This window comes from Syntrophales bacterium (assembly GCA_030655775.1).
Classification (GTDB): Bacteria; Desulfobacterota; Syntrophia; order Syntrophales; family JADFWA01; genus JAUSPI01.
This window is the reverse complement of record JAUSPI010000186.1, coordinates 23597-49547: the sequence shown is the minus strand read 5'-3', so window position 1 is coordinate 49547 and position 25951 is coordinate 23597. Positions and strand designations below refer to the sequence as shown.

General features: G+C 42.5%; 19 protein-coding genes. 12 read left to right on the top strand and 7 right to left on the bottom strand.

Features of this window, described 5'->3' with window-relative positions; genetic code table 11:
• The first annotated feature begins 332 nt into the window (after positions 1–332).
• Complete coding sequence (locus Q7J27_10000) at positions 333–2081, top strand: LysM peptidoglycan-binding domain-containing protein (protein MDO9529480.1); 1749 nt, start codon at positions 333–335, stop codon at positions 2079–2081.
• A 93-nt stretch (positions 2082–2174) separates the two neighbouring features.
• Here the strand turns inward: Q7J27_10000 and ybeY are convergent, their stop codons facing one another.
• The 6 genes from ybeY to Q7J27_09970 all read right to left on the bottom strand — a co-directional run bounded on the left by ybeY (position 2175) and on the right by Q7J27_09970 (position 10707).
• Positions 2175–2624: an rRNA maturation RNase YbeY gene (gene ybeY / locus Q7J27_09995; protein ID MDO9529479.1), complete on the bottom strand. Its 450-nt coding sequence runs from the start codon at positions 2622–2624 to the stop codon at positions 2175–2177.
• A 7-nt stretch (positions 2625–2631) separates the two neighbouring features.
• The gene (locus Q7J27_09990; protein MDO9529478.1) at positions 2632–4956 is read right to left on the bottom strand and encodes an HDIG domain-containing protein; all 2325 of its coding nucleotides are present in this window, start codon (positions 4954–4956) and stop codon (positions 2632–2634) included.
• A 224-nt stretch (positions 4957–5180) separates the two neighbouring features.
• Positions 5181–6179, bottom strand: coding sequence for a PhoH family protein (locus Q7J27_09985; protein MDO9529477.1), 999 nt, complete (start codon positions 6177–6179; stop codon positions 5181–5183).
• Between the two features lie 298 nt (positions 6180–6477).
• Entirely contained in the window at positions 6478–7716 is a 1239-nt protein-coding gene (locus Q7J27_09980) for a M20 family metallo-hydrolase (GenBank protein ID MDO9529476.1), read from the bottom strand.
• Positions 7706–9175, bottom strand: coding sequence for a pitrilysin family protein (locus Q7J27_09975; protein ID MDO9529475.1), 1470 nt, complete (start codon positions 9173–9175; stop codon positions 7706–7708). Before Q7J27_09975 ends, Q7J27_09980 begins: the two co-directional genes overlap by 11 nt.
• A 17-nt stretch (positions 9176–9192) precedes the next feature.
• Complete coding sequence (locus Q7J27_09970; GenBank protein MDO9529474.1) at positions 9193–10707, bottom strand: pitrilysin family protein; 1515 nt, start codon at positions 10705–10707, stop codon at positions 9193–9195.
• A gap of 432 nt (positions 10708–11139) precedes the next feature.
• Here Q7J27_09970 and pyk point away from each other — a divergent pair, with 432 nt between their 5' ends.
• Positions 11140–12555 (top strand): pyruvate kinase, encoded by a 1416-nt coding sequence (gene pyk, locus Q7J27_09965; GenBank protein MDO9529473.1) that lies wholly within the window; start codon positions 11140–11142, stop codon positions 12553–12555.
• A 110-nt stretch (positions 12556–12665) separates the two neighbouring features.
• On the opposite strand, the gene Q7J27_09960 is transcribed toward pyk, so the two are convergent.
• Positions 12666–14054 carry a radical SAM protein gene (locus Q7J27_09960; GenBank protein MDO9529472.1) on the bottom strand — a complete coding sequence of 463 codons (1389 nt, stop codon included), beginning with the start codon at positions 14052–14054 and terminating at the stop codon, positions 12666–12668.
• Positions 14055–14319: 265 nt separating this feature from the next.
• Here Q7J27_09960 and Q7J27_09955 point away from each other — a divergent pair, with 265 nt between their 5' ends.
• The 10 genes from Q7J27_09955 (at position 14320) to Q7J27_09910 (ending at position 25950) form a co-directional block, all read left to right on the top strand.
• Entirely contained in the window at positions 14320–15210 is an 891-nt protein-coding gene (locus Q7J27_09955; GenBank protein ID MDO9529471.1) for a M23 family metallopeptidase, read from the top strand.
• 156 nt (positions 15211–15366) lie between these two features.
• Complete coding sequence (gene secA / locus Q7J27_09950; GenBank protein ID MDO9529470.1) at positions 15367–17889, top strand: preprotein translocase subunit SecA; 2523 nt, start codon at positions 15367–15369, stop codon at positions 17887–17889.
• A gap of 392 nt (positions 17890–18281) precedes the next feature.
• Positions 18282–19481 (top strand): bifunctional glutamate N-acetyltransferase/amino-acid acetyltransferase ArgJ, encoded by a 1200-nt coding sequence (argJ, locus tag Q7J27_09945; protein MDO9529469.1) that lies wholly within the window; start codon positions 18282–18284, stop codon positions 19479–19481.
• A 299-nt stretch (positions 19482–19780) separates the two neighbouring features.
• Positions 19781–20644, top strand: coding sequence for a 30S ribosomal protein S2 (gene rpsB, locus Q7J27_09940; protein MDO9529468.1), 864 nt, complete (start codon positions 19781–19783; stop codon positions 20642–20644).
• A 2-nt stretch (positions 20645–20646) separates the two neighbouring features.
• Positions 20647–21246, top strand: coding sequence for a translation elongation factor Ts (tsf, locus tag Q7J27_09935; GenBank protein ID MDO9529467.1), 600 nt, complete (start codon positions 20647–20649; stop codon positions 21244–21246).
• A 447-nt stretch (positions 21247–21693) separates the two neighbouring features.
• A complete protein-coding gene (pyrH, locus tag Q7J27_09930; GenBank protein ID MDO9529466.1) occupies positions 21694–22410 on the top strand; it encodes a UMP kinase in 717 nt (238 codons plus the stop codon).
• 3 nt (positions 22411–22413) lie between these two features.
• A complete protein-coding gene (frr, locus tag Q7J27_09925) occupies positions 22414–22971 on the top strand; it encodes a ribosome recycling factor (protein MDO9529465.1) in 558 nt (185 codons plus the stop codon).
• Between the two features lie 250 nt (positions 22972–23221).
• Complete coding sequence (locus tag Q7J27_09920) at positions 23222–23953, top strand: isoprenyl transferase (protein MDO9529464.1); 732 nt, start codon at positions 23222–23224, stop codon at positions 23951–23953.
• Positions 23954–23980: 27 nt separating this feature from the next.
• A complete protein-coding gene (locus Q7J27_09915; protein ID MDO9529463.1) occupies positions 23981–24787 on the top strand; it encodes a phosphatidate cytidylyltransferase in 807 nt (268 codons plus the stop codon).
• A complete protein-coding gene (locus Q7J27_09910; GenBank protein MDO9529462.1) occupies positions 24784–25950 on the top strand; it encodes a 1-deoxy-D-xylulose-5-phosphate reductoisomerase in 1167 nt (388 codons plus the stop codon). The genes Q7J27_09915 and Q7J27_09910 overlap by 4 nt, the downstream gene beginning before the upstream one ends.
• Position 25951: the final 1 nt, after the last annotated feature.

Sequence of the window (25951 nt, the reverse complement as noted above, 5' to 3'; positions counted from 1 at the left end):
ACTGCACCATTTGTCATCCTGAACTCGTTTCAGGATCTAAACATTTCAGCAAGTTAGAGACCCTGAAATAAATTCAGGGTGACAAAAACTGACTTTTTACGAATGCATCATCATTAATGTACCCGTAAAAAGTTATAAACTGCACCATTTGTCATCCTGAACTCGTTTCAGGATCTAATCAGTTCAGTAAGTTAAAGACCCTGAAATAAATTCAGGGTGACAAAAACTGACTTTTTACGAATGCATCATCATTAACTTTAGTTCACTTTAGGCATTTCAAACTTTAGGCACTTAACGGCTTTAGTTCACTTAAACTTAAGGAGTTCTTTTCGATGTCGCGATTAAAAATATTGTTACCAATTATTCTACTTGTTTTGTGCTCCTGTTCCCATCCGATGCATACAATTTACAAATCATCCACGCAGGATGTTCCCCGGAGTTCTTCTCCTGATGTAGCTGTTAGTGAAGAACAATCGGCAACTGATGTAGCGGTTAAGAAAAGTCCGCCCGAGCAAAAAAGCAAAAATCATAAGCAGGAAACTATGGATGAAGCAATTGATCTGCTCGGTCAGTCGCAGGATTTCTGGGAAAAAGGAGATCTTGAAAATGCCCTGAAGTCGCTCGATAAGGCGTATGATCTCATATTGGATGTTGACGGGGATCTGGATATTTCAAGGCAGAAAGATGATCTCCGTTTCATGATATCGAAACGTATCCTGGAGATTTATGCCTCAATGCACACCGTCGCAACGGGAAATCAAAGTGAAATACCACTCCCTATAAATGATGATATTAAAAAGGAAATTAAGCTTTTTCAGACTTCAGAGCGGAAATTTTTTATCATGTCTTATCAGCGTTCCGGCCTCTACCGTCAAATCATCCTGGATTATTTGAAAGAGGCTGGATTACCCGAAGAACTCTCCTGGCTGCCGCTGGTTGAGAGTGGATTCAAAGTCAAGGCACTTTCAAGGGCCCGTGCCCTCGGACTGTGGCAATTCATTCCCTCGACAGGGTATAAATTCGGTCTCAAACGTGACAGCTTCGTCGATGAACGGATGGATGTGGTAAAATCAACAAAAGCAGCCATTGCATATCTTAAAGAGCTACATGGAATATTTGGTGACTGGATGACCGTGCTTGCTGCTTACAATTGTGGTGAAGGAAGGGTTCTAAAAGCCATATCAAGACAGCATGTTAATTATTTGGATAATTTCTGGGATCTTTACCGACAGCTGCCTTATGAAACTGCACGGTATGTTCCCCGTTTCCTGGCAACGCTTCATATCATTAAGGATCCGGACAAATATGGGATAGATCTGAGTGATAATTTAGAAAAACCGCTCTGTTATAAACTGGTTGAGACGAGCAAGTGTATGCGATTGCAGGACATTGCCCTGTGCCTCAATATTCCAAAAGAGACATTAACGTCGCTCAATCCGGAACTCAGGTATAATCTTACACCTGACAGAAAATATGATTTGAAAGTTCCTCCCGAAGTAGCAGAACGGTTTGCACTTGTCGCCAATGAAATCCCTGAATCGACAGTTCCCCGTCCGGCCTTTGTGAAGCACAGGGTAAAACCCGGAGAGTCCATTTCTGTTATTGCGGATAAGTATAAGAGTTCTGTGCGGGCTATTGTCGCCTATAACCGTTTGAAAAGCAGCCATAAAATCAGGGAGGGACAGCATCTGAGAATTCCGGCCCGCGGTTACGGCTATATCCAGCCGAAATCAGAGGAACGTCTCAGGATTAAGAGTATTAGCAAGAGACCTTTACCCGGTAAAGTCGTTAAATACAAGGTGAAACGAGGGGATTCTCTGTGGCTTATGGCAAGACATTTCGATACGACCATCTCCGAGATAAAAGGGGTTAATAATCTTCGCAGCAACAGGCTTAGTGTCGGTCAGATAATCAAAATTAAGAGTCGTACTGCAACCGGGATCTATACGGTTCGCAGGGGAGACAGTCTTGACAGGATTGCCAGGAGACATAATATCAGTTTAAATTCACTTTTAGGAATGAACAGTCTCAGTCTTACTGAGAGAATTTATCCCGGCCAGATCATAATTGTGGAAAGGTAATTTAAGGCACAAAGTGACTAAGGCACAGAGGCACAAAGGAAAAAAGTAGAGAAATATTCCTTTGTGCCTAAAGCTGCCGGCTAAAGCCGGCGCTTACTCAATCAGATAATTATTCAACGCGAAGAACAGTTCCTCTTCTTTCTTTTTCATCCGCTTTGCGTCTGCCTCGGATGTCTCGTGATCATACCCGAGAAGATGAAGAATACCGTGAATCACGAGAAAATCCAGCTCTTCCTCAAATTCAATATTAGCGCTCCTTGCATCTTTTAAAGCTGTTTCTACCGAGATGATGACATCACCAAGCATATCGGGACTAATGTCACCAAATTCACCCTCAGTCATGGAGAATGCGATGACGTTGGTGGGGTAATCTCTGCCCAGATATTTTTTATTGATTTCCCGTATGCCGTCGTCATCGACAAAAAGAAAGCTTATCTCTTTATCCTGACAATCAAGATTTTCCAATATATCGTGCAGGGCCTGGCGCACTCGCTCAAAATCTATCACTATTTTTTTTTGACTGTTTTTTATAAGTACTGCCATTATTCTCTTAAAGTGAGACTTTTTTAAAGGGTCTCACTTTGTCATTTTTTTTGATTACTGGTTGGGGATAGTCTATCCTCTGATGGAATATGCCGTTTAGAATCCTGATGAAACTCTCAGAAATTCCATTAAGATCAGACAACGTAAGCTTGCATTCATCAAGCTGTCCATCAGCAAGAACCTGTGCGAATCTTTCCTTAACGAGAGCTCTTATTCTTGAGGGTGTCGGGTTTGTCAGCATACGCGATGATGCTTCTACTACATCACCAAGCAAAACGAGCCCGGCTTCCCTTGTTTGAGGTTTTGGCCCGGAATATCTGAAATCACTTTCCGGTATTGACCGGATGGAAGAGTTACTGTCCTTCTTTGCCTTTTCATAAAAGTAGCTGACAAGACCTGTTCCATGATGTTCCTTTATGATGTCCGTGATTGGTTTTCCAAGCTTATATTTGTTAGCCAGCTCACATCCGTTTTTGACATGTGAGATAATGATTAGGCTGCTCATTTTGGGTGAGAGTTTGTCATGTTTGTTTTCCCCGTTTCGTTGATTTTCTATAAAGTAAGGGGATTTTTTCATCTTACCTATGTCGTGATAGTAAGCGCCCACCTTGGCTAAGAGTGAGTTTACACCAATGGCCTCGGCGGCGGCTTCTACCATTGATGCCACTATTATGCTGTGGTGATACGTTCCCGGTGCCTTGATAATCATCTGTTGAAAGACAGGTTGATTGAGGTTGGCAAGTTCAAGAAGCTTTATGTCGGTGGTGTAACCGAAGAGGCTTTCAAACAGCGGGGCAATTCCCGCTACAATTATCCCTGAAACTACACCACCGATGATTCCCATGGCCAGTTTTATAAGTGTATCCGCAGAGAATGTGTTGCCCGTGAGTAGAGCGAGGCATGTAATAACAATAATGTTAATCATGCCCACCAATAAGCCGGCTTTAAGAAATACGGTACGCTGCTTGCAGTGAACCAGGTAGTTGATTGCTACTACACTTCCAAGAAAGGAAAAGAGGAAGAAGGCCATCTTTTCATTAAAGAGAAAAGTTGCAAGATACGAAGAAAAAACAGAAAAGATGGTCGCAATGCTCCTGCTGAGATGAACCGTGATGAGCATGGCACCCACCGTAAAAGGTATGGCATAAAAACCTGCGTCGGCAGGAATGAAGGTGAAAACACGGGTTATCGATTCAGACGTGAAGATTCCTGCCCTTATTAGGAGTATCTGGAGAATTAACGTGGTTCCCAGAAATAAGATATCCACGTTGGTTTTTCCAAGGGTTGTTAGCCGGTTTTTAGACATATAGTAGAATGTGATGGAGAGGATGATAATTATGAGGAACATTCCCAGAAACGCGGAGTAATCTACGAGCCTTTTCCCCTCCTGTACCTTGAAAAAGGCTTCAAGCTTCTCCAGGGCGGCAGGGGTGATCTTTTCTCCTTCACGAATAATCATCTCATTTTTCTGTACCTTGGAGTACACATGTTTCACATTGTCTAAAATGATCTGCTTTCTTTTTTCTATCTCATTTTTGTTGAAGGTGAGGTTTGGCCGGATCAGCCTTTTTGTTAATGAAACAGCAACTTTTTCAATTCCAGTTTTTTGATTGTCAAGGTCTATCCTTGACTGTTTTCGCAGTAGCGCCCCTGCTTCCTTTATATTGAAGATCGAAGAGAGATCCTTTATTTCTTTCTCGTTTTGCGTCTTTACATTCCTGACAATAATACCGGTATCTTTCTCCCTTTTTGAAGGGAGCCCCTGACTTATCAAGTTGTTATTGTAGGTGGAGTAGATCAGCTTCACAATGTCATTGCATACGTCGAATGAAAAATTGTACTTACTGAGAACATTAAATTCGCTGACTGTAAGAACTGTTCCCAATGTTTCTTCGAATTCTTTTTTAGCTTTTTTTAAGATAGCCTGTTTATTTTCATGAGAGTTTTCTTCATTGATCTCGCAATATTTTTCTTCCATCGATGTAAATGCCCTCGCTATATTCATTCCGAGAGCCAAAGGGATATCTCTGTCATAGTCATAGACAGGTTTTATGTTTTCAATCGCCTCCATTTTTTTCTGTTCGGTTGACGCTCTGTCTTCAACCAGGAAATCACGGTCAGCCCTTATGTTTTTGGTGGCAATAGAAGCGACTTTATATGTTGGATGTATGAAATGAATATGGGGTGTGAGAAGTAAAGAGAGAAGCAAGCTCATACAGATTACAGTTACCCATCTCTGAAGCAGAATGTTTCTGGTAAATCTGAGCATGAGCCCACTTTGGGCTGCACTTTTTTTTACCTTTGTGAAAAGTTCGTTCGCAAGTGTCTTCATAAGATAAAAGTGAGCTAAAGTGCCTAAAGTGAAGCTCCCCGCCCACAGGGCGGAGCTTCCCGGTAAGGAATATGTTTGTTTTATATTGCGCCCCTTACCCCGCCTACAAGGCGGGGCTTGCGGGTGCGCTCCCGGTCAAAGAAGTGTAAAGTGAACTAAAGTGCCTAAAGTTAAGGATTTTGGTCACTTTAACTTTAGATCACTTTAGGCACTTCAAACTTTAGTCACTTGAATTCCCCTTTGCTTCGATCCAGGTTGTTATAAGCGCGTATGATATCCTGGACAAGAGAATGCCTGGCTACATCAACCTCCGAGAAGTAAACAAATTTAATATTTTCTGTTTTTTTCAAAATTCTTTCAACTTGTATTAATCCCGATATCTTATCAGGTGGAAGATCTGTTTGAGTTACGTCTCCGGTTATCACGACCTTCGAGCCAAAACCCATTCTGGTCAAAAACATCTTCATCTGTTCCGGGGTCGTATTTTGTGCCTCGTCCAGAATTATAAAGGATTCATTCAGGGTTCTTCCCCTCATGAAGGCAAGGGGTGCGACCTCTATTATTCCCTTATTTATCAGAGTTGATGCCCTATCAAAATCCACCATGTCATAGAGCGCATCGTAGAGTGGCCTGAGATATGGATTCACCTTTTCTGCAAGATCACCCGGAAGAAAACCGAGTTTTTCACCGGCCTCCAACGCTGGTCTTGTCAGTACGATACGGTTAATCTTCTTTTCAAGAAGTAGCGCAACGGCCATGGCCATGGCTAAATAAGTTTTACCCGTTCCCGCGGGACCGATACTGAAGACCATGTCATATTTTCTCATGGAGTCAATGTAAAGCTTCTGGGCAATACTTTTAGGAGAAATAACCCTTTTGTTCGCTGATATGAAGACAGTATCTAAAAAGATTTTCTCAATGTTTATTGAACTGTTTTCGGAAAGTATTCTGTGGGCATAGTCGATATCGGAGTTATATACGGGGTATCCTTTTTTGATGAGGGAGTAAAGCTGAACAAGGAGTTTTTCAATTATACTAACTCCTATAACATCTCCAGATATTGAGACATTATTCCCTCTGACGTGAAGTTTTACACTTTCTAATCCTTCTATTAGCTTTATGTTTTTATCGCGTTCCCCGAGCAGTACTTTAATTGCAGCATTATCCGGGAAACTCAGCTTTTTAACTGAGTTGTCTTCAGGCTGTGATTTCAAAAATTCCAACCTTCTACATTAAAGTTCCGAGTTCAAAGTTCCGAGTTCAAAGTTCCGAGTTCAAAGTTCCGAGTTCCGAGTTCAAAGTCGACGGTTGTCGGTCACCAGTTCACCGTAAACTGCGATATAACTTCCATACTTCGTTGTGGCCGAAAGGCCATGTGAGTTTTAATAGTTGGAATGCTACCACTGTCAAATTCTGATTGCAACCCCATTTTCATCCTTCGGGTTTTGAGTTCCGAGTTTCGGGCTTTAAACTCTGAACTCTGAACTCTGAACTTTGAACTTTGAACTTTGAACTCGGAAGTTATTCCTGAAGAAACAGATGCGCATATACTTTTGCATTTCCGATCATATTTGAAATCAGGCAGTTTTCATTCGGTTGATGTGCAGTCTGCCCTAATCTTGACCATACAGCTACGGGAAAATCTTCCTTGCGAAAAAAAGCTGCGACAGTTCCACCACCTATTCCTACAGGATAGGCATCAACTCCGTATACATAAGAAACGGCCTTTTGAAGGGAGGTTACAACAGGTGCATCATGGACAGTTGGAGGAGAAGCCTGTGCTTGCTGAACGGCGGTAATTTCGATTGATACCCCGAACTTTTCCTCTATTTCATCAGCCATCGTTCTCGTTTCGGATATTATATCCTTTAATTTGTACTCTGGGAGGATCCTGCTGTCTATATAGAAAACATCCTCACCCGGGATCGTATTAATATTTGGTACATTGGCATCTTTTCTGGTTGGTTCAAAGGTGCTTGTCGAAGGCTGATAAAGATGATCTGATTTATTAAAGATATTGTGGAGGTCAGTTAGCCTTACAACAAGATGGGATGCTGCCGAAAAGGCGTTTTTTCCAAAAGATGGCCTGCTTGCATGGCACTGCTTACCTGTTGTTTTAAAGCGAAGCCAGAGTATACTTTTTTCGGCTACCTCTATCATGTTTCCTTCTTTACTCCCAAAATCCGGAACCACAATTATATCGGTTTTCTTGAAGATACCCTTTTCGTTTTTAAGCAGATGTTCGAGACCGAATTTGCTGGCGGTTTCTTCATCGGCCACGAAAGCCAATCCTATCTCATTTTCAGGGGTTATACCCTCGTCAATAAAAGCCCTGGCTGCAAATAATGACGCTACCAGATCCTGCTGATTATCTTCTGTTCCCCTGCCGAATATTCTTCCATCTTTAACATATCCCTTATAAGGATCTGATTCCCAGAGATTGATTTCCCCCGGAGGAACAATGTCAATATGGGTCAGTATCCAGACTGTTTTTCCCCGATTTTTTCCGGGTATGGTGGTGATAATATTGGGACGAATACCCGATGAAACCCTGACATCTGGGGCATTGTATTCCCTGATATTGCTGAAGCCAAGACCATTGAGACTGCTGATGAGAAACTTTGCCTTCTCATATTCTCCATTCCCCCCATTATCAGGAGCAATGGCCGGAATAGCGGTAAGCTCAATCTGCATCCGGATCATATCATCTTTGTAAGAATCTATTCTGTTTGCTATCCGCTTAAAAACCTTAGTGTCCATTGTGGCTGCCCCCTATTTTGTATACATTTCCAAAAGTGGAAAGTGGTTTATCAAAATCTTTTTCATTTCCAACGACAATTATGGTTGACTGGTCGCGGGAAAGGTATTTTTTTGCAACCCTTTTCAAATCTTTAAAAGTTACTTTTTCTATTTTAGCCGTGTATGTTTTCAGAAAATCCTCAGGCAGATTATTATATCTGATCATCATCTGCTGAATTGCTATTTGATCCGTGGAGTCAAAGGTAAAGATAAAGTTGTTATTAATGGATTTTTTTGCCCATAGGAGTTCGCTTTCAGCCACACGGTTGTTTCTGACATCATTAATGATTGACATGATAAGGGATAAAACCTCTGCAGTAGAGGAGGATTTTGTTATGGCATAGGCACCGAAAACCCCATATTCGCTCCTCCCATTGTAAAAACTTCCGGTGCTGTAGGCAAGGCCTAAATTGTTTCTTACCTCATGGATAATGCGTGATCGGAAGCCTCCACTGCCAAGGATAAAATCGAGGACCGTAAATGGGTAAAAATCAGGATTATTCCTGCCGGGTGTCAGGTGCCCTATGATAATGATTGATTGGGGAACATTTTTATATACGTAATTGATTGATTTATCTTGTTTTAATTGTGGGGGAGGTATCTCTTTAGTCTTTCCCTTTTTATCCCATGCCCCGAAAAATGAATTTATCTTTGATACCGCCTCATCTCTGGTTATATCGCCAACTACGGCCATCATTATATTTCCCGGATAATAGAATTTACCGTGAAATTTAACCAGATCGTCTCTTGTAATTTTTTTGACTGATTCCATGGAGGGCAATCTTCCCCTGGTGTTTCCCCCGTATATTAGTCTTTTAAATTCCCTGAACGCCACCTTTTGAGGCTCGTCCAGTATTCTTCTTAAAGCTTCGATCTTCAAATCTTTTGCCGTCTTGAGTTTTTTATCATCAAAGATTGGATTCATGATGATGTCGGCGAAAATGTCGAGTCCCTCATCGAGGTCTTTTTGGAGTACGGAAAGAGTGGCTGATGCTGACTCCATATCGGTTGAAATACCAATTGTGCCGGCAAAGTATTCAAGCTCTTCGTCAATTTCACCGCCTGTTCTTTTTTTAGTTCCGCCTGTTCTCATCACATCTCCTGTGATTTCGGCGACCCCCTCTTTTCCTTGCGGGTCGTAAATGGAACCGGTTCTGATAACTGCCGATATATTGATGAGGGGAATCTCGCGATCTTCAAGAATGTAAAGGATTATGCCATTTTTAAGCTCCACCCTTTCGGCCTCTGGCGGCGCAAATGTCAGCGGTGGGTATTTTATATCATCTGGATTTATGGGTGGAGTAGGTTCAGCTGAACAGATGCCTGAAATGAGTATGGTAAAGAATATTAATACAGATAAAAAACAGGTTTTCTTTATCTGATAATCCCCCCGTCCCCCCTTAGGGGGGATTATTTTCATTATGCGGCATGTTTTTTTCACTGCTTCTTCCTTTTTAACACGGCAACCGTCCGATTATCACGAATCAGGTATTTTTTTGCCGTTCTCATGATATCCTCAGAGGTAATTTTTTCTATGATCTTGATATGACGGGTTATATATCGAAAATCACCAGCGATTGCTTCAAAATATGACAACCTGCCGGCAAGTCCCGAGTTTGAATTGAGGTCCCTTATAACATTTGCCTTCAGTTGGTTTTTTATCTTTTCAAGCTCCCTTTTGGTCACCGGTTCCCTTTTCAGTTTTTCGAGCTCTTTGTAGATGGCATCCTCCAGTTCAGCGGTCGTATGGGGATATCTCGGTGTCGCAAATATTGTAAACAGATTCGGAAACCGTGCACCCGGAATGCCGTTTGCCGTGTTGGCGCTTTCGGCTATACCTTTCTCCTCGACAAGTACCTTGAAGAGTCTTGATGTCCTTCCACCTGAAAGGATCGAATCGATGACATCAAAGACATAATCATCGAGGGAGGGTAATGTAGGCTTGTGATACCCTATTGTAATGCGGGGATTCGCATCGTATGCCAGTTCAATTCTCCTCTCCCCTTTCTGCCTGGGTTCTTCTGTTATGTGCGAAGGGGGAAGCTTCCTGCCCGGTATTGGACCGAAATATTTTTTTATAATATTAATGGTTACATCAGGCAATATGTCTCCAACTATGGCGATTACAGTGTTATTTGGGGCGTAGTAATATCTGAAAAACTCCTTTGTGTAATTGATGTTCAAAAATTGCATATCCGAAGCCCAGCCAATGACAGGTCTCCTGTATGGGTGTGCCGTGAAGGCCGAGGCAAGAAACTGTTCCATAAGCAATCTGGCAGGGATGGATTCGGTGGTCTGTTTCCTCTCTTCTATGACCACATCCCGCTCGGTGTAGAATTCCCTGAGGACTGGGTTTGTCATCCTGTCAGATTCTATCCTTGCCCAGAGTTCGAGCTTGTTGGAAGGGAGGCTTACGTAATAGGTTGTAAGATCTTGGCCGGTGGAGGCGTTCAGGTTAACTCCTCCATTTTCCGTGTAGAGTCTGCCGATTTCGTTTCCCGCAATCCATTTCTTTCCCCTTTTCTGTAAAATCTCTAATTGCTGTTTCAATTTTTCCAGCTTTTTTTTGTCGGCGGTGTCCCCCTTCAACCTTTCGCTGTCAAAGGCATTTCCTAATGCTGTTATCTCATCGAGGACCTTTTTCTCCTCTTTGAAGTTCTTTGTTCCGATAGTCGTTGTCCCCTTAAACATCATGTGTTCCAGGAGATGGGCGGTGCCTGTTCGGCCGCTTATTTCATCAACGGCGCCTGCTTTGTGCCTTATGTAGAGCGAGACCGTCGGGGCGAGATGTCTTTCAAGCATCAGAACCTTCAGGCCGTTTTCGAGGGAAAATTCCCTGACACTCTTTTCGAGGTCATAGCCGGATGCCGTTGCCGTTAAACTTAAAGATATTAAGATAACAAGCATGAATAAAACCGGCTTGTTACTATTTGTCTGTTTAAATATTGTCATTGCCTTCGTCTACATTTTTTGTTCTTAAGCGGGCAAATATTCTTATAGCAGGGTAGAGCACTCCGACAGCGCTTATCATGATTATCAAGTTTGATGCAAAAAAACAGATAATAAATTGGTGAGGGTTTTTTAAATGGTAAGATGAAATGAGGAGATCAATACCAAACAGAAGAAAAAATAATGAGAGTGCTCCCGTTAAAATCTGTTTTCCCCACCAGTACATTGTCGTTGACCACCTGAGACTCTTGAAAAAGCTCTCGTAAAGTTGCGTATAGCTTTGGTAATATGATTCTGAGAGCGAAAGTTTTGAGCAGCGAAGAATCATATTTTTAAAACTCTCGTCATGTTAATCGGTTTGCCCGTATCGTGCAAGAGTTAAATATTGACACTTACATTTCAGTTTCCTATACTCTTTTTTGGGGAGGGTGTGAGATGAGCAAATCTATTCCAAAGACCAAGATTGTCTGTACTATCGGTCCGGCCAGTGAATCGCCGGAAGTCATTCGGAAATTAATTCAAAATGGCATGAGTGTAGCCAGGCTAAACTTTTCTCATGGAAGCTTGAGCGGGCATGGGAAAAAAATTCATACTATCAGAAATGTTTCCGATGAGCTTGGCAGACCCGTTGCCATATTACAGGACCTTGCAGGGACAAAGATAAGGGTAGGAGATATTCCGGACCCCGGGGTGAGGCTTGAGGCGGGAGAGACCTTTATCTTGACCACACAGAACATAGAAGGTACGAGTGAAAGGGTATCAGTATCCTGTCCGGACCTGTGCGAAGCAGTGAAGAAGGGGGACACGATATTACTTGCCGACGGTTTTATGGAACTGAAGGTTGTAGGCGTGAGGGACTCCGAGGTCGAATGTGAGGTAATTACAGGGGGCGTCCTTACCTCTCATAAAGGGATTAATTTACCGGCGGGGACAATTCGAACTCCTTCCATTACTGACAAGGACCATAAAGACCTTCTTTTTGGCTTGAGAAACGGGGTCGATTATGTGGCCCTATCCTTTGTCAGGACTGTGGGCGACATCCTGAAGGTTAAAAAAATCATTCAAGGGGAGGGGAAGGATACGCCGGTCATTGCGAAGATTGAAAAACATGAAGCTATCAAGAATATTGAAGAGATTATGGAAGCTTCTGATGGTGTTATGGTGGCGCGCGGTGACCTTGGCGTGGAAATCCCTCTTGAGCAAGTGCCCGGCATTCAGAAAATGCTGATTCAGCGTGCAAATACTCTGGGTAAACCGGTTATAACCGCAACCCAGATGCTCGGGTCGATGGTTTCTTCTCCCCGGCCTACAAGAGCTGAGGCCACAGACGTGGCCAATGCGGTCCTCGATGGGACCGATGCAGTCATGCTTTCCGAGGAAACAGCCATGGGAAGATATCCTGTGGAGGCCGTTGGGTTTATGGCTCGCATCATTGAGAGCGCAGAGAAGAACTACCCTCATGATCGATATTTACGGCTGATACCGGAAAAGGATATTTCAGATTCTGTCGCTCACGCTTCCTGCGATTTAATGGACCACCTTGATGCCTCTGCCATTGTAGCGCCAACTCAGTCGGGCAAGACGGCCGAACATATCTCCAGATTCAGACCCAGGAAATCTATTATTGCACTTTCACCTAACCTGCTGACGGTGCGGCGGCTCGCCCTTTTCTGGGGATGTCTTCCCCGTCTGGTGACGGACCTCAGGGATACGGACGATATGATTGAGAAGGCCGCTATAGCTGCCCTTAAGACGGGTTATGTGTCAAAAGGCGATTTAGTGATCATAACGGCAGGGCACCCGGTATGGGTAGCTGGAACCACCAATATGGTTCGGGTAAAAAGACTTTAATCCACAGATTTCGCCCCAGAGAAATAGGCTACCGGGAGTTTGGGGGAGTTTGGGGTCAGCCCTTGACATTGGACAAATTGCCCGCTGAGGGTTAAGACAATCTATGATTTCTATCTTTGTCCAATGTCAAGGGCTGACCCCTCTTTTTTCGGAGAAGTCCTGGCGAGTACCTTCAATTCCCTGTACATTTCATAAGTTAATTTTTCCCCCTGACATGGGAGAATGGAATTGTTATGGTAAAGGGGTTCTTCACTGATATTGTAAGGCGATTCCTTCACCGATTCTTCCCAGATAAGAATTCCAGGGATAGGAGAAAATTCCGCTATAATCGGCCTTGCCCCGCATGATTTGACAAGGTTGATACTTTCACGTACTTCGGAAGCGGTCTGCCCCGGTAATCCGCAGAGAACATATATTCCGATGTCACTGAACCGATAACCCGCTCTTTTGAGGTGAATTACTGCATTCCTCAATTCTTCATTGGTGATCTTTCCACCCGTCTCCATCTGCCTTTTTACACTTGAAGTCTCAAGACCAAAACGGATCGTTTTAAATCCTGTACGGAACATCAGATTGCTAATTTCCTCAGTAATTTCTCTAAGGTGGAGACCATTGGGACAATGAAAACTGCACATTAACTTCCTCTTTGCTATCTCTTTTAACATAGTGATGGCTCTTTCATCAGAACCGACAAGAAGTGCGTCATCATAAAAAGAGAAGTTTGTGATGCCATAGTGTTTATTCCAGTGCTCTATTTCGTCGACAACCTTGATTGGATCTCTTTTCCTGAAGCCGCTGTTCAGAATATGGGACGCACAGTAGGTGCACCTGTAAGGGCATCCCTTTGAGGTAAGAATGGGGACCTGGTTTTTATCCGGCATAAGATCAAAGGCGGGGTAGGGGTAGGAATCGAGGTCATTTACATCTACAGTGAACTGGGGATCGTCACCGAAAATATCCTTCAAGAGAGCGGGAATACTCCTTTCGCCTTCGCCGGTTACTGTAAAGTCTGCGCCCGAATTTTCAGATGCATGTGACGGACAGAGAGTAACATAGTTTCCCCCCAGAACTATCGGTATGCCTGGAAGGGTTTCACGTATGATATGTATTGCCTCAAAAACTCCGGGATACCAGTAAGTCATCATAGAGGTGATAAATATCAGGTCGGGCCTTCTTGTTTTGAGAAGTTCTTTTATGAAAATTTGAGGGGTTATGCCGTATCTGTTATACCTTTTTGGTATGTCTGTAAGCGGTTCAGGCCTCGGGATGCTTTCCTTTGGGTACTTGCCATTGCCACAGGGTTTTCTCTTCGGTGGTTTGATATGGGCCTCATGCTTCATTTCCGGATGTGCCGGATTCAGACAGTCGATGAGATGGACGTCATGTCCGTTTTTTCTCAGTAAACCGGCTATGTAGAGAAGACCGAGCGGTTTTATCCAGAAATCATAAGCGGCAAAGTCGTATATCCAGGGATTAATTAAAAGAAAGTTTCTCTTCATGATACAAATTCACTATACTAAAAAATTTTACATAATCGAGCTTGCCCAAAATCCACCGCCTAATTTTACGAATTCCTTTAGTAATAAGGTCTTGCAGTAATTTTGCTTGCACCTGAGTACTACAAATAAAACATTATAAACCTATGTTTCTCAAGGGTTCTCCGATTTTGATGGTGAATCAGGGTTGCAATCTGTACTTGACTTTTGGGATTTTTATGTTAATTTTAATCAATTATTTTGTCTACCTTTATTTAAAGGAGCTGAAATGGCAGAAAATGATTATACCCTCCTTATTATACCCCGGAAGAAAAGTTCGGTTAAGAAAGTAAATATCTCAGGCTTTTTTGTCAAATTTATCTCCTTTTTAGTTATTGCTGTTTTTCTCTCTGCCGCATATTTTTCATACGATTATATCATGATCAAAAGAAAAGAAGGTGAACTTGCCGGTTTGAAGCGGTTGACTATGGTTCAGAGGGAACAGATCGATTTATTGGTCGGCAAGATCGACGAATTTGACAGGAAAATGGCGGATCTCCAGCGATTTGATAAGAAAATAAGGATTATGACCAATCTTGAGAGAGGTACTGATAATGATCAGATCCTTGGAGTGGGTGGACCGATACCTGAGGAAAACAATACAGGATCTCAGGAGATTCTTATCGGAAATATTCGCAAGAACATCGACAAACTTCTGGAAGATGCCACATCCCGGGAAAAGAGTTTTAAAGAATTATTAGAATTTTTGGAGAAACAGAAATCCATACTTGCTTCTACCCCATCTATCTGGCCGGTTATGGGTTGGGTGACTTCGGAGTTCGGGTATAGAATTTCTGCGTTTACCGGAAAGAGAGAGTTTCATAGAGGGATAGACATTGCGGCGAAAGTGGGAAAAGAGGTAGTAGCGCCGGCTGACGGTATTGTGGTGGATGCGTATAGAGAACCTGGTATGGGAAATACGGTAAAAATAAATCACAGGAATGGGATAACTACCTACTATGGTCATCTCATGAAAGTTGCTGTCAAAAAAGGGAAAAGAGTTAAGAGGGGCGATGTTATAGGTTATATCGGTAACTCCGGGCGAAGCACGGGTCCGCATCTTCATTATAGCGTTTTTCTTAATGGTGTTCCTGTAAATCCCGGGAGGTATCTATTTTAACCAATATAAAAAGAGAGAAGACAGGAGTCAGAATTCAGAAGAAATTAGGAATTATGTAATTAAAAATGATTAGGTTTATTCTGACTCCTGATTCCTGGATCCTATTTTTATAATCCCGGTATTTTATTGCCGGGTTTTTTTTGAAGAAGGATACTTATGCTAAGTTCAATATTGAAAAAGGTCGTTGGGAGTAAGAACGACAGGGAATTGAAGAGGTTATCTTTGATTCTTGAGTGTATAAATGACCTTGAACCTTCTATGAAAGCTCTTAGCGATTCCGAACTTCAAGCCCAAACCGGATACTTTAAGGAGAACCTTGAAAGGGGAGCGGGGCTTGATGATATTTTGGTAGAGGCCTTTGCCGTTGTCAGAGAGGCAGCGAGAAGAACGTTGATGATGAGACCCTTTGACGTTCAGGTAATCGGTGGACTTGTCCTGCATGAGGGAAAGATTGCAGAGATGAAAACCGGAGAAGGAAAGACTTTGGCTGCAACTATGCCCGTATATCTGAATGCTCTAACAGGCCGTGGTGTCCATCTTATTACGGTTAACGATTACTTGGCCAGGAGAGATGCCGAATGGATGGGGCCTGTCTATAAACTTCTCGGTCTTTCGGTGGGGGTGATTATCCATGGCATGGATGATGATGAAAGGCGAGCCGCATACAATTCGGATATCACTTATGGTACGAATAATGAGTTCGGCTTCGACTATCTTAGGGATAACATGAAGTTCAATCTCGAAAATTATGTGCAGAGAGAGTTTCATTACGCAATTGTTGATGAGGTGGACAGTATATTAGTTGATGAAGCAAGGACACCACTTATAATATCCGGCCCCTCGGAGGATTCTACCGACCTGTATTACAGGATTAACCAGATGATTCCCAGGCTTAAAAAGGAACGGGATTACACCATAGATGAAAAGAGCAGAACGGTTGTCCTGACCGAGGATGGAGTGGCAAATGCCGAGAAGTATCTCAAAGTTCAGAATCTCTTTGAACCGAAAAACATTGAGATACTCCACCATGTTAACCAGGCGCTGAAAGCCCATACCCTCTTTAAAAAAGATGTCGACTACCTGGTGAGGGATGGGGAGGTCCTCATCGTTGATGAATTTACTGGCAGAGTCATGCCGGGGAGAAGATACAGTGACGGCCTCCACCAGGCACTGGAAGCGAAGGAAAGGGTAAAGATAGAGGGTGAAAACCAGACGCTCGCATCGATTACCTTTCAGAATTACTTCAGGATATACGAAAAACTGGCCGGTATGACCGGTACTGCGGATACTGAGGCTGCTGAGTTCAAGGAGATATATAATCTGGATGTTATTGTTACTCCTACCAATATGCCTATGATAAGGATTGACCATGCAGATGTTATCTATAAAACGGAAAAGGAAAAGTTCGATGCCGTTATAGAAGAGATAAAGGAGTTAAACAGGATTGGCAGACCGGTCTTGGTCGGGACGATATCTATTGAAAAGTCCGAGCTTCTGGGTAAGTACTTGACGAGAGCAGGCGTAAAACACCACGTACTCAATGCAAAAAATCATGAAAAAGAAGCCGAAATAGTTGCTCAGGCCGGTCAACCTGTGGCTGTGACTATATCTACCAGCATGGCTGGAAGAGGAACCGATATAAAATTGGGGGAGGGAATTGCTGCGCTCGGTGGACTTCACATACTGGGGACGGAGAGGCATGAAAGTCGACGGATCGATAACCAGCTCAGGGGGCGATCGGGGAGGCAGGGTGATGGAGGATCGTCACGATTTTATCTTTCCCTGGAGGACGATCTTCTCCGCATATTCGGCGCCGAGAGAATTTCATCCGTGATGGACAAAATTGGCATTGAAGAGGGGCAGCCGATTGAGCATAATCTTATTTCAAAAGCGATTGAAAATGCACAGAAAAAGGTTGAAGGACAGAATTTTGATATCCGAAAGCACCTCCTTGAATATGATGATGTGATGAACAGACAGAGGGAAGTCATATATGATCAGCGTAAGAATATCCTGAAGGGTGAGGAGCTGTGGTCAAATATTGATAATATGCTGGAAGAAGTTGTTGGCAATATCCTGGATGAGTATATTGATGAAAAACTTCACCCCGAAGAATGGAACCTCAAGGGTCTTGATGACAGGATTTACAAACAATTTTCTTTAAAATTTAACTTCAGCGAGTCAAATCGTGATGATATTAATAGGGAAACCGTTGAGGAAAAGATAATTTCAGGGGCCAGGGATCTGCTTCGTGACAAGGAAAAAGACTTCGGCGAGTCGATTATGGATTATCTTATGAAGGTTATAATGCTCCAGTCGGTGGATACGCACTGGAAGGATCACTTGCTGGGTATGGATCACCTCAAAGAGGGTATCGGCTTGAGAGGATACGGACAGAAAGATCCCAAAAGAGAATATCAGATAGAAGGGTATGACATGTTTAGCAATATGGTCTACCGGATTAAGGAAGATACCCTTGAGAAATTGTGTATGGTTCAGATTCAGAAGGAAGAAGAAATAAAACGGATACATGCGCCGTCAACCGATAAGTATGTCTTAAGTCATGGGGATGATGCAGGTGTATCAAAGACCGTAAAAAGAGAAAGTGAAAAGATCGGAAGAAACTCTCCCTGCCCCTGCGGCAGCGGAAAGAAGTATAAGAAATGTTGTGGAAAGTGAGAATCTTTATTCTCGACAACTGTGTTTTTTGCGTAGATATTGGTACCAGTTCAAGCAGCAAGATTTGATGTGCTCGTAAAAAGTCTTTTTTTGTCACCCTGAATTTATTTCAGGGTCTCTAACTTACTGAGATAATTAGATGCTGAAACAAGTTCAGCATGACAAATGGTGCAGTTTATGACTTTTTACGAGACCATCAAGATTTAGTTAAGAGTGTAAAGTGAGCTAAAGTGCCTAAAGTTAAAAAATGCGCTTTCAGCGTAGCCTGTTTCGAATTTGACCGCGCCGAAGGCGTGTACATTAACTTTAGCTCACTTTAGGCACTTCAAACTTTAGGCACTTCAAACTTTAGGCACTTTTGGGGTTGCGGCTTTGCCGCCTTAGGGGGTTTTATGGTTCTGGATAAGAAGGACTTGATAGTTCCCGGATTTCTTGCGAATGGGATTGACGTTGGGATCAAAGCCGATGGCGGGAAAGACCTTTCCTTGATCTTTTCCGAGGTTCCGGCGGTGGCAGCAGGGGTGTTTACTAAAAATCTCTTTAAGGCAGCACCGGTTATTCTTGATATGGAAAGGATAAAAAAGGGGGTTGCTCAGGCTATTGTTGCTAACAGCGGCAATGCGAATGCTGCCACAGGAGACAGGGGATATAAAGACGCTCTTGCAATGTCGGAAGCTGTTTCCGGGAAATTGAATATAAAGGATGATCTGGTTTTAGTTGCTTCTACGGGTATTATTGGTCAGAATCTTCCGATAAAGAAAATTAAAGATGGGGTTGACAGACTGGTTGAAGGATTGAGTCCTGAGAGAATTTTAAGCGCCGAGGAAGCAATTATGACAACCGATACGTTTCCCAAGATTGAATATCGTAAGGGGCAGATCGATTCAAAAGAAGTTACCATCTGCGGAATAGCCAAAGGGGCTGGAATGATAGAACCCAATATGGCCACCACGCTTTCATTTATAATGACGGATGCAAATATAAGTAAGCGTTGTCTTAAGTCTCTTTTCAAGCAGGCGGTAAATTGCAGTTTCAATTCTATTACGGTTGATGGATGCATGAGCACAAATGATACAGCCATAATATTAGCCAATGGTGTTGCCGGGAACAAACAGATTGCCGGGCCGTCAAAGAATCTGACGATCTTTAAAGAAATGCTTTTTGATTTAATGGTTGGTTTATCAAAGTCTGTCGTCAGGGATGGTGAAGGGGCAACAAAATTGATCGAAATTGTGGTTGACGGTGCAAAAACACTTCAAGATGCGAAGAAAATTGCATATGGTATTGCCAGGTCTAATCTGGTGAAGACGGCATTTTTCGGGGAGGATCCCAACTGGGGAAGAATTGTATCCGCCATAGGTGCATCCGGTGTAGAGCTGCCAACCGGTAAAATGGAACTAAGTATTGGAGGGGTTCCTGTCTTCGCTGGTGGGAAGGGGGCAGGGGTCGGTGAAAAGAGGCTGATAAAAATAATGGGGGATGATCATATCAGGATAGTCGTAAAACTGGGCATGGGCAGTAATTCCGTTCGTATATATACAACTGACCTTTCGTATGATTATGTTAAGATCAATGCGCACTATCGAACGTAAAATCAGTTTCAAGTTCAAAGTTCAAAGTTTAAGGTTTAAAGTTGACGATTTTGAAAAGTATAAATGGCATGTCGTTACAGTAAGCTGAAACTTTAAACTTAAAACTTCAAACTGATGTCGGTGGCTTTTTCCCTTGATAATATATAATGTTTATGTTATCTGCCACCAACGTATTACACACACCCTCTGATTGTTTGAGTGTTGCTTTTTAAAAAGTTCTCGGGCAAGAGGATGGGGGTGGAGGAGAAGAGACTTTTGAGAAAGGTCTCGAAAAAACAATTAAAAGGAGTTGTTATATTATGGGATATGTTTCAATGAAGCAGTTGCTTGAGTCGGGGGTTCATTTTGGTCATCAGACAAATAAGTGGAACCCTAAAATGAAGCCCTACATATTTGGGGCAAGGAACGGTATTTACATCATCGATCTTCAACAGACTGTAGAAATGTTTAAGATTGCTTATCGCTTTGTCGTTGATCTGGTGGCTGAAGGTGGAGAAATTCTATTTGTCGGTACGAAGAGACAAGGTCAGGAATCGATCAGGGAAGAAGCGGAAAGATGCGGTATGCCGTATGTCAACCAGAGGTGGCTGGGAGGAATGCTCACCAACTTTAATACCATTAAGAAGAGTGTTGACAGATTAAATACTCTGGACAGGATGTTTGAGGATGAAAGTTTAAACACTTTTCTTAAGAAAGAGGTGCTGAAACTTCAAAAAGAACGGGATAAGCTTGAAAAAGTTCTGGGCAGTGTAAGAAATATGGAAGGACCGCCTAAAGGAGTTTTTATTGTTGATCCCAAGAAAGAACATATTGCGGTAAATGAGGCAAGAAAATTAAAGATTCCTATAGTAGCCATAGTTGATACAAATTGCGATCCGAACGAGATAGATTATATTATTCCAGGGAACGATGACGCAATAAGGGCTATAAAATTATTTTCTTCAAAGATCGCAGATGCTGTAATTGAAGGCAAGAAAAAGTTTGAGGAGCGTTTGCAGGCGGAAAGTGACAAGGAATTGACGGAAGAGGTTAAAGAGGAATATGGTCTTGAGTTAGATGTTCCGGAGAGTATTGAAACTAAAGATGAAGGCCTTGATATAGAAGAGCCTACTGCAACTGATATTGATGAGACTTTAAGTGAGAAAACTGGGGAGGAGGAGTAAAATTGGGTATCTCAGCATCTATGGTAAAGGAATTGAGGGTAAAAACCGGCACGGGCATGATGGATTGCAAGAAAGCGTTGACTGAATGTGATGGTGACTTTGAAAAGGCAATTGAATATTTAAGGAAAAAAGGTATGTCAGCAGCTGCTAAGAGGTCTTCAAAGGTGACCAAGGATGGAGTTGTTACCTCTTATATTCATATGAGAGGGAGGATAGGCGTAATGGTCGAGATTAATTGCGAGACGGACTTTGTTGCCAAGACGGAGGCTTTCCAGATACTTGCAAAAGATATCGCTATGCATGTTGCGGCTGCAAATCCTCTTTATTTAAACCCGGAGAATATACCTGAAAATATATTGGAAAAAGAAAAAGAGATTTATAAAAGTCAGGCGTTAGCTGAAGGGAAACCGGAAAAAATAATTGATAGAATAATCGAAGGTAAGCTTAAAAAGTACTACGAGGACGTGTGTCTTTTAGAACAGAAGTTTGTCAAAGATACTGATGTTAGCGTGGGAGCACTTGTTAAGAATATGATTGCCAAGACCGGTGAAAATATTATAGTAAAAAGATTTACCAGATTCCAGCTGGGTGAGGAAGTATAGCAAGCATTCAGCTATCAGAGTCTTTATTCTCAACAACTGCGTTTTTTGCGCAGATGTTGGTACCAGTTCAAGCAGCAAGATTTAGTTAAGAGTGTAAAGTGAACTAAAGTGCCTAAAGTTGACACGTTCGTAAAAAGTCAGTTTTCTTCGCTCAGAACCATTTTGGGGATGCTGACATTGCCTGGCTAAAAATCTAAAAACTCGTGCTAATACACTCAAACAATTAGATTTTTTAACGCCAGACACTGCCACCATCTTTTCCCCAAAATGCTTAGATTCGCTATGAAAAGACTTTTCACGAGTGCATCAAAGTTGAAAAATGCGCTTTCAGTGCATCCTGTTTCGAATTTGACCGCGCCGAAGGCGTGTACATTAACTTTAGCTCACTTTAGGCACTTCAAACTTTAGGCACTTTTGGGGTTGCGGCTTTGCCGCTTTAGGAGTTAAGTGGATAAACCAGTTTATAAAAGGGTTCTTCTGAAATTGAGCGGGGAAGCTCTCGTAGGTCAGGGTTCCTTCGGGATTAGTCCCGATGTCGTCAGGTTTATTGCAGAAGAAATCAAAGAAGTTGTAAACTTGGGTGTTCAGTTAGGCGTTGTTGTTGGCGGAGGAAACATATTTCGTGGAGTGGAAGCGGATGCCATGGGTATAGACAGGACGTCTGCAGACTATATGGGTATGATTGCTACGGTAATAAATAGTCTTGCTTTGCAGAGCGCCCTTGAAAATATCGGAGTTGAAACAAGGGTTCAATCCGCCATTGAGATGAAAGAAGTTGCAGAACCGTATATAAAAAGGAAGGCGTTGCGGCATTTAGAGAAGGGCAGGGTGGTAATATTTGCCGCCGGCACAGGAAACCCTTATTTTACGACGGATACCGCGGCATCGTTGCGGGCCATGGAAATACAGGCCGATGTTATCCTGAAGGCTACCAAAGTGGACGGGGTATATGATAAGGATCCCGTTGTATTTGACAACGCAAAGATGTTTAGTAAAATAACCTACTTGGAAGTCCTGAACAGAAACCTTAAGGTGATGGATTCGACCGCTATAACGCTTTGCAGGGACAACGATCTTCCTATTGTGGTATTTAATCTTGGAGAAAAAGGAAATATCAAGAATGTAGTTGTCGGACGGTCAATAGGAACAGTAGTGGAGGGTTGAGAAATGAAGGATCTGATTTTGGATGAGTTAAGGGATAATATGGAAGAAGGCATAAGGTCTTTTGAAAGATCCTTGAACAAAGTGAGAACCGGAAGGGCTTCTCTTTCTCTTCTTGATGGAATCAAGGTTGATTACTATGGGACACCTACACCGATAAATCAGGTGGCCACACTTTCCACTCCTGAAAGCCGTCTTATATTGATTTCTCCCTGGGATAAAAATGCGATAGGATATATTGAGAAAGCTATACAAAAATCTGATCTTGGATTGATGCCGGGCAATGACGGGAATGTGGTACGTATAGCCATACCTCCCCTTACGGAAGAGAGCAGGAAAGAGATTGTAAAAGCTGTAAAAAAGATGGGTGAGGAGAGCAGGATAAGGTTGAGAAATGCAAGGAGGGATACAAACAATCAATTCAAGACTCTGCAAAAAGACAGCGAAATATCAGAAGACGATTTGTACACATATCAGGATGAAGTACAGAAAGTTACCGATAAATATATGAAGAAGATAGACACCATTGTTGCTGCCAAAGAGAAGGAAATCATGGAAATATAAAAAAGTTCCTCCTGTAGTTTTGTCATAAGTCCTACCGATTTCATATACTTTTGGTCAGAATGAAACATGAAAAGAGAATTCAGTATTCAGTATTTGGAAGACAACCAAAGTGGTTTCACACCGTTAAATAAGTGGTTATTGGCATAATGCCTCGGTATGTCTTTGTATTTTACGGGAGTTGTTTGCAATCTCTTTATTCTGACTACTGGCTCCTGACTTCTGAATCCTCTATTTTCATGCAAAGATGAACATGAAGAGAATTGACAATACCAACCTTCCTCAACATATAGCCATCATTATGGATGGTAATGGGAGGTGGGCTAAAATAAATTCCAAGTCAAGAATGGACGGGCACAGGAAAGGTGCCGATTCGGTGAGGGATATCGTAGAGGCCTGCCGGGAAATAGGTATAGGTTATCTTACCCTTTATGCCTTTTCCACCGAGAACTGGCTTCGCCCCGCCGTAGAGGTGCGGGCGTTAATGAACTTGCTTGAAAAATTCCTCCGTTCAGAACTTCAGAAGATGCTTGAAAATGACATAAAATTGATGACCATAGGTAATACTGAGATGCTTCCCAAGACGGTAAAGAAAATTCTTCGGGAAACCATTGAAAAAACCTCCAACAATAAGGGTATGATACTCAATTTGGCCCTGAGTTACGGTGGCCGAGATGAAATTGTTGAGGCGGTGAAGAAGATATTAAAAGATAGCAAGGCCGGTAATATAACAGATATGGACATTAGCAAGGATGTATTTTCAGGCTACCTGTATACCGCTGGTATGCCGGAGCCGGATTTGCTTATCAGAACAGGTGAAGAATATAGATTAAGCAATTTCCTCCTATGGCAGATGGCTTATACAGAATTTTATTTTACGGATGTTCTATGGCCGGATTTTCGCAGAGAAAATCTCATTGAAGCCATTGCAGACTACCAGGAGAGGGAGAGAAGATTCGGTAAGACGAGCGAACAACTATTGTAATGATTTAACCGTCAGCAATTGAATGTTATGAATTCTCATATCAAGCGATGGATTACAGGAATTATAGCACTGCCTACCATATTTGCCGTTCTAATTTACGGTTCAGAGATGGCATTTACGGCACTTGTTGTATTGCTTGTACTGGGAGCTGTAACAGAGTACAACAACATGGTTTTTGCGGAGGGGTTATATTGGGAAAAGGGGGAAGGTTTGGTGATAGGTGTGTTGATACCCCTTGCAGCATATCTTGGAGGCATTCACCTTGAGCTTGCCGTAGTAACATTCTCCTTAATTATAATATTCCTTCTTTTTCTCTTAAGGTTTAAAGGTGGTTCAATAAGCATAGCCGCTCCTGGTAAGGTTGTATTCGGTTTTATATACATCCCGCTGATGATGTCGTATCTAATACTCATGCGGGGTTTGGAAGAGGGGACAGTATGGATATTTTTTACTTTAGTTCTCGCATTTTCCGGTGATATATCGGCTTTTTACGTGGGAAAATCTATTGGTAAAAGGAAATTGTTGCCGGATGTAAGCTCGGGAAAGACAGTTGAAGGAACGATAGGGCTGTTAGGCGGAAGTATCGCAGGATGTGTTATATTTAAGTTTTTGTTTTTCCCTGCACTTTCTCTTGTTCACGCGATATTGCTGGGTCTTGTCGGGAGTGTCCTGGGACAGTTGGGGGATCTGTGTGAATCTACAATTAAGAGGGCCTCAGGTGTGAAGGATTCAGGGTTTTTACTGCCGGGACATGGTGGAATATTGGATCGGCTGGACAGTCTTCTCTTTATTGTTCCTTTTGTTTATTATTATAATATGTTCGTAATCAAATGAAAAATATATCGATTCTTGGGTCAACAGGTTCCATTGGTGTAAACACACTTGATGTAATAGGCAGCAACCCTTCCATATTTAAAGTTGTAGCCCTCTCAGCCGGCAGCAATATCACCCTTTTAAAAAAACAAATTGAAAAATTCAGACCCAAAGTAGTTTCGGTTATAGACGATAATTATGCTTGCCTGCTCAAGGAAATGCTTGACTTTCCTTCCAGGATAAAGGTTCTTTGCGGGGTTGATGGATACAGGGAAATTGCTTCTGTAAAAGAGGCTGACATGGTGGTTTCAGCTATAGTTGGAGCAGCAGGGCTTCTTCCAACTATGGAGGCGATTTATGCGGGGAAAAATATAGCTCTTGCCAATAAAGAAACCATGGTTATGGCTGGGAGTCTCGTTGTTGAAGAGGCCGCATCGAAGGGAGTTGCAATATTGCCTGTTGACAGTGAGCACAATGCCATTTTTCAATGCCTGGCAGGTAGCAGGCAGGAGGATATAAAAAGAATTATTCTTACGGCATCCGGGGGACCTTTTCTTAACGTGTCCGGGGAGGAGCTTTTGAAAGTCAAACCTGCCGATGCACTGAAACATCCCCGATGGGAGATGGGGAAAAAGATTACCATAGATTCTGCGTCGATGATGAATAAGGGACTTGAAGTTATCGAAGCAAGATGGCTTTTTGACGTTGATATTAATAAAATTGATGTACATATTCATCCTCAAAGCGTGATCCATTCCATGGTGGAATTTATAGATGGTTCTGTTATTGCTCAATTAGGTGTTGCCGATATGAGGGGTCCGATATCCTATGCGCTCTCTTATCCGGAAAGGCTTTCGAGAACGAACTATCCCCCGTTAGACCTTCTGAAGATGGGAACACTGGAATTGCTCCCTCCCGATTTTGAAAAGTTTCCCAATCTGAGACTTGCGTATCTTGCCGGAACACAGGGAGGGACAATGCCGGCAGTACTTAATGCCTCAAATGAAGTGGCTGTTGAGGCATTTATTGCAGAGGAAATAAGGTTTGTGGATATACCGACAGTGGTACGAGAGACCCTCTCCTTGCATCGGAAAAAAGAGATTTCGTCCATAGAAGATGTTTTAGAAGCAGACAGGTGGGCACGGGATAAGGCGGCGAAAATAATAAATACTTTAAAGGAATAGG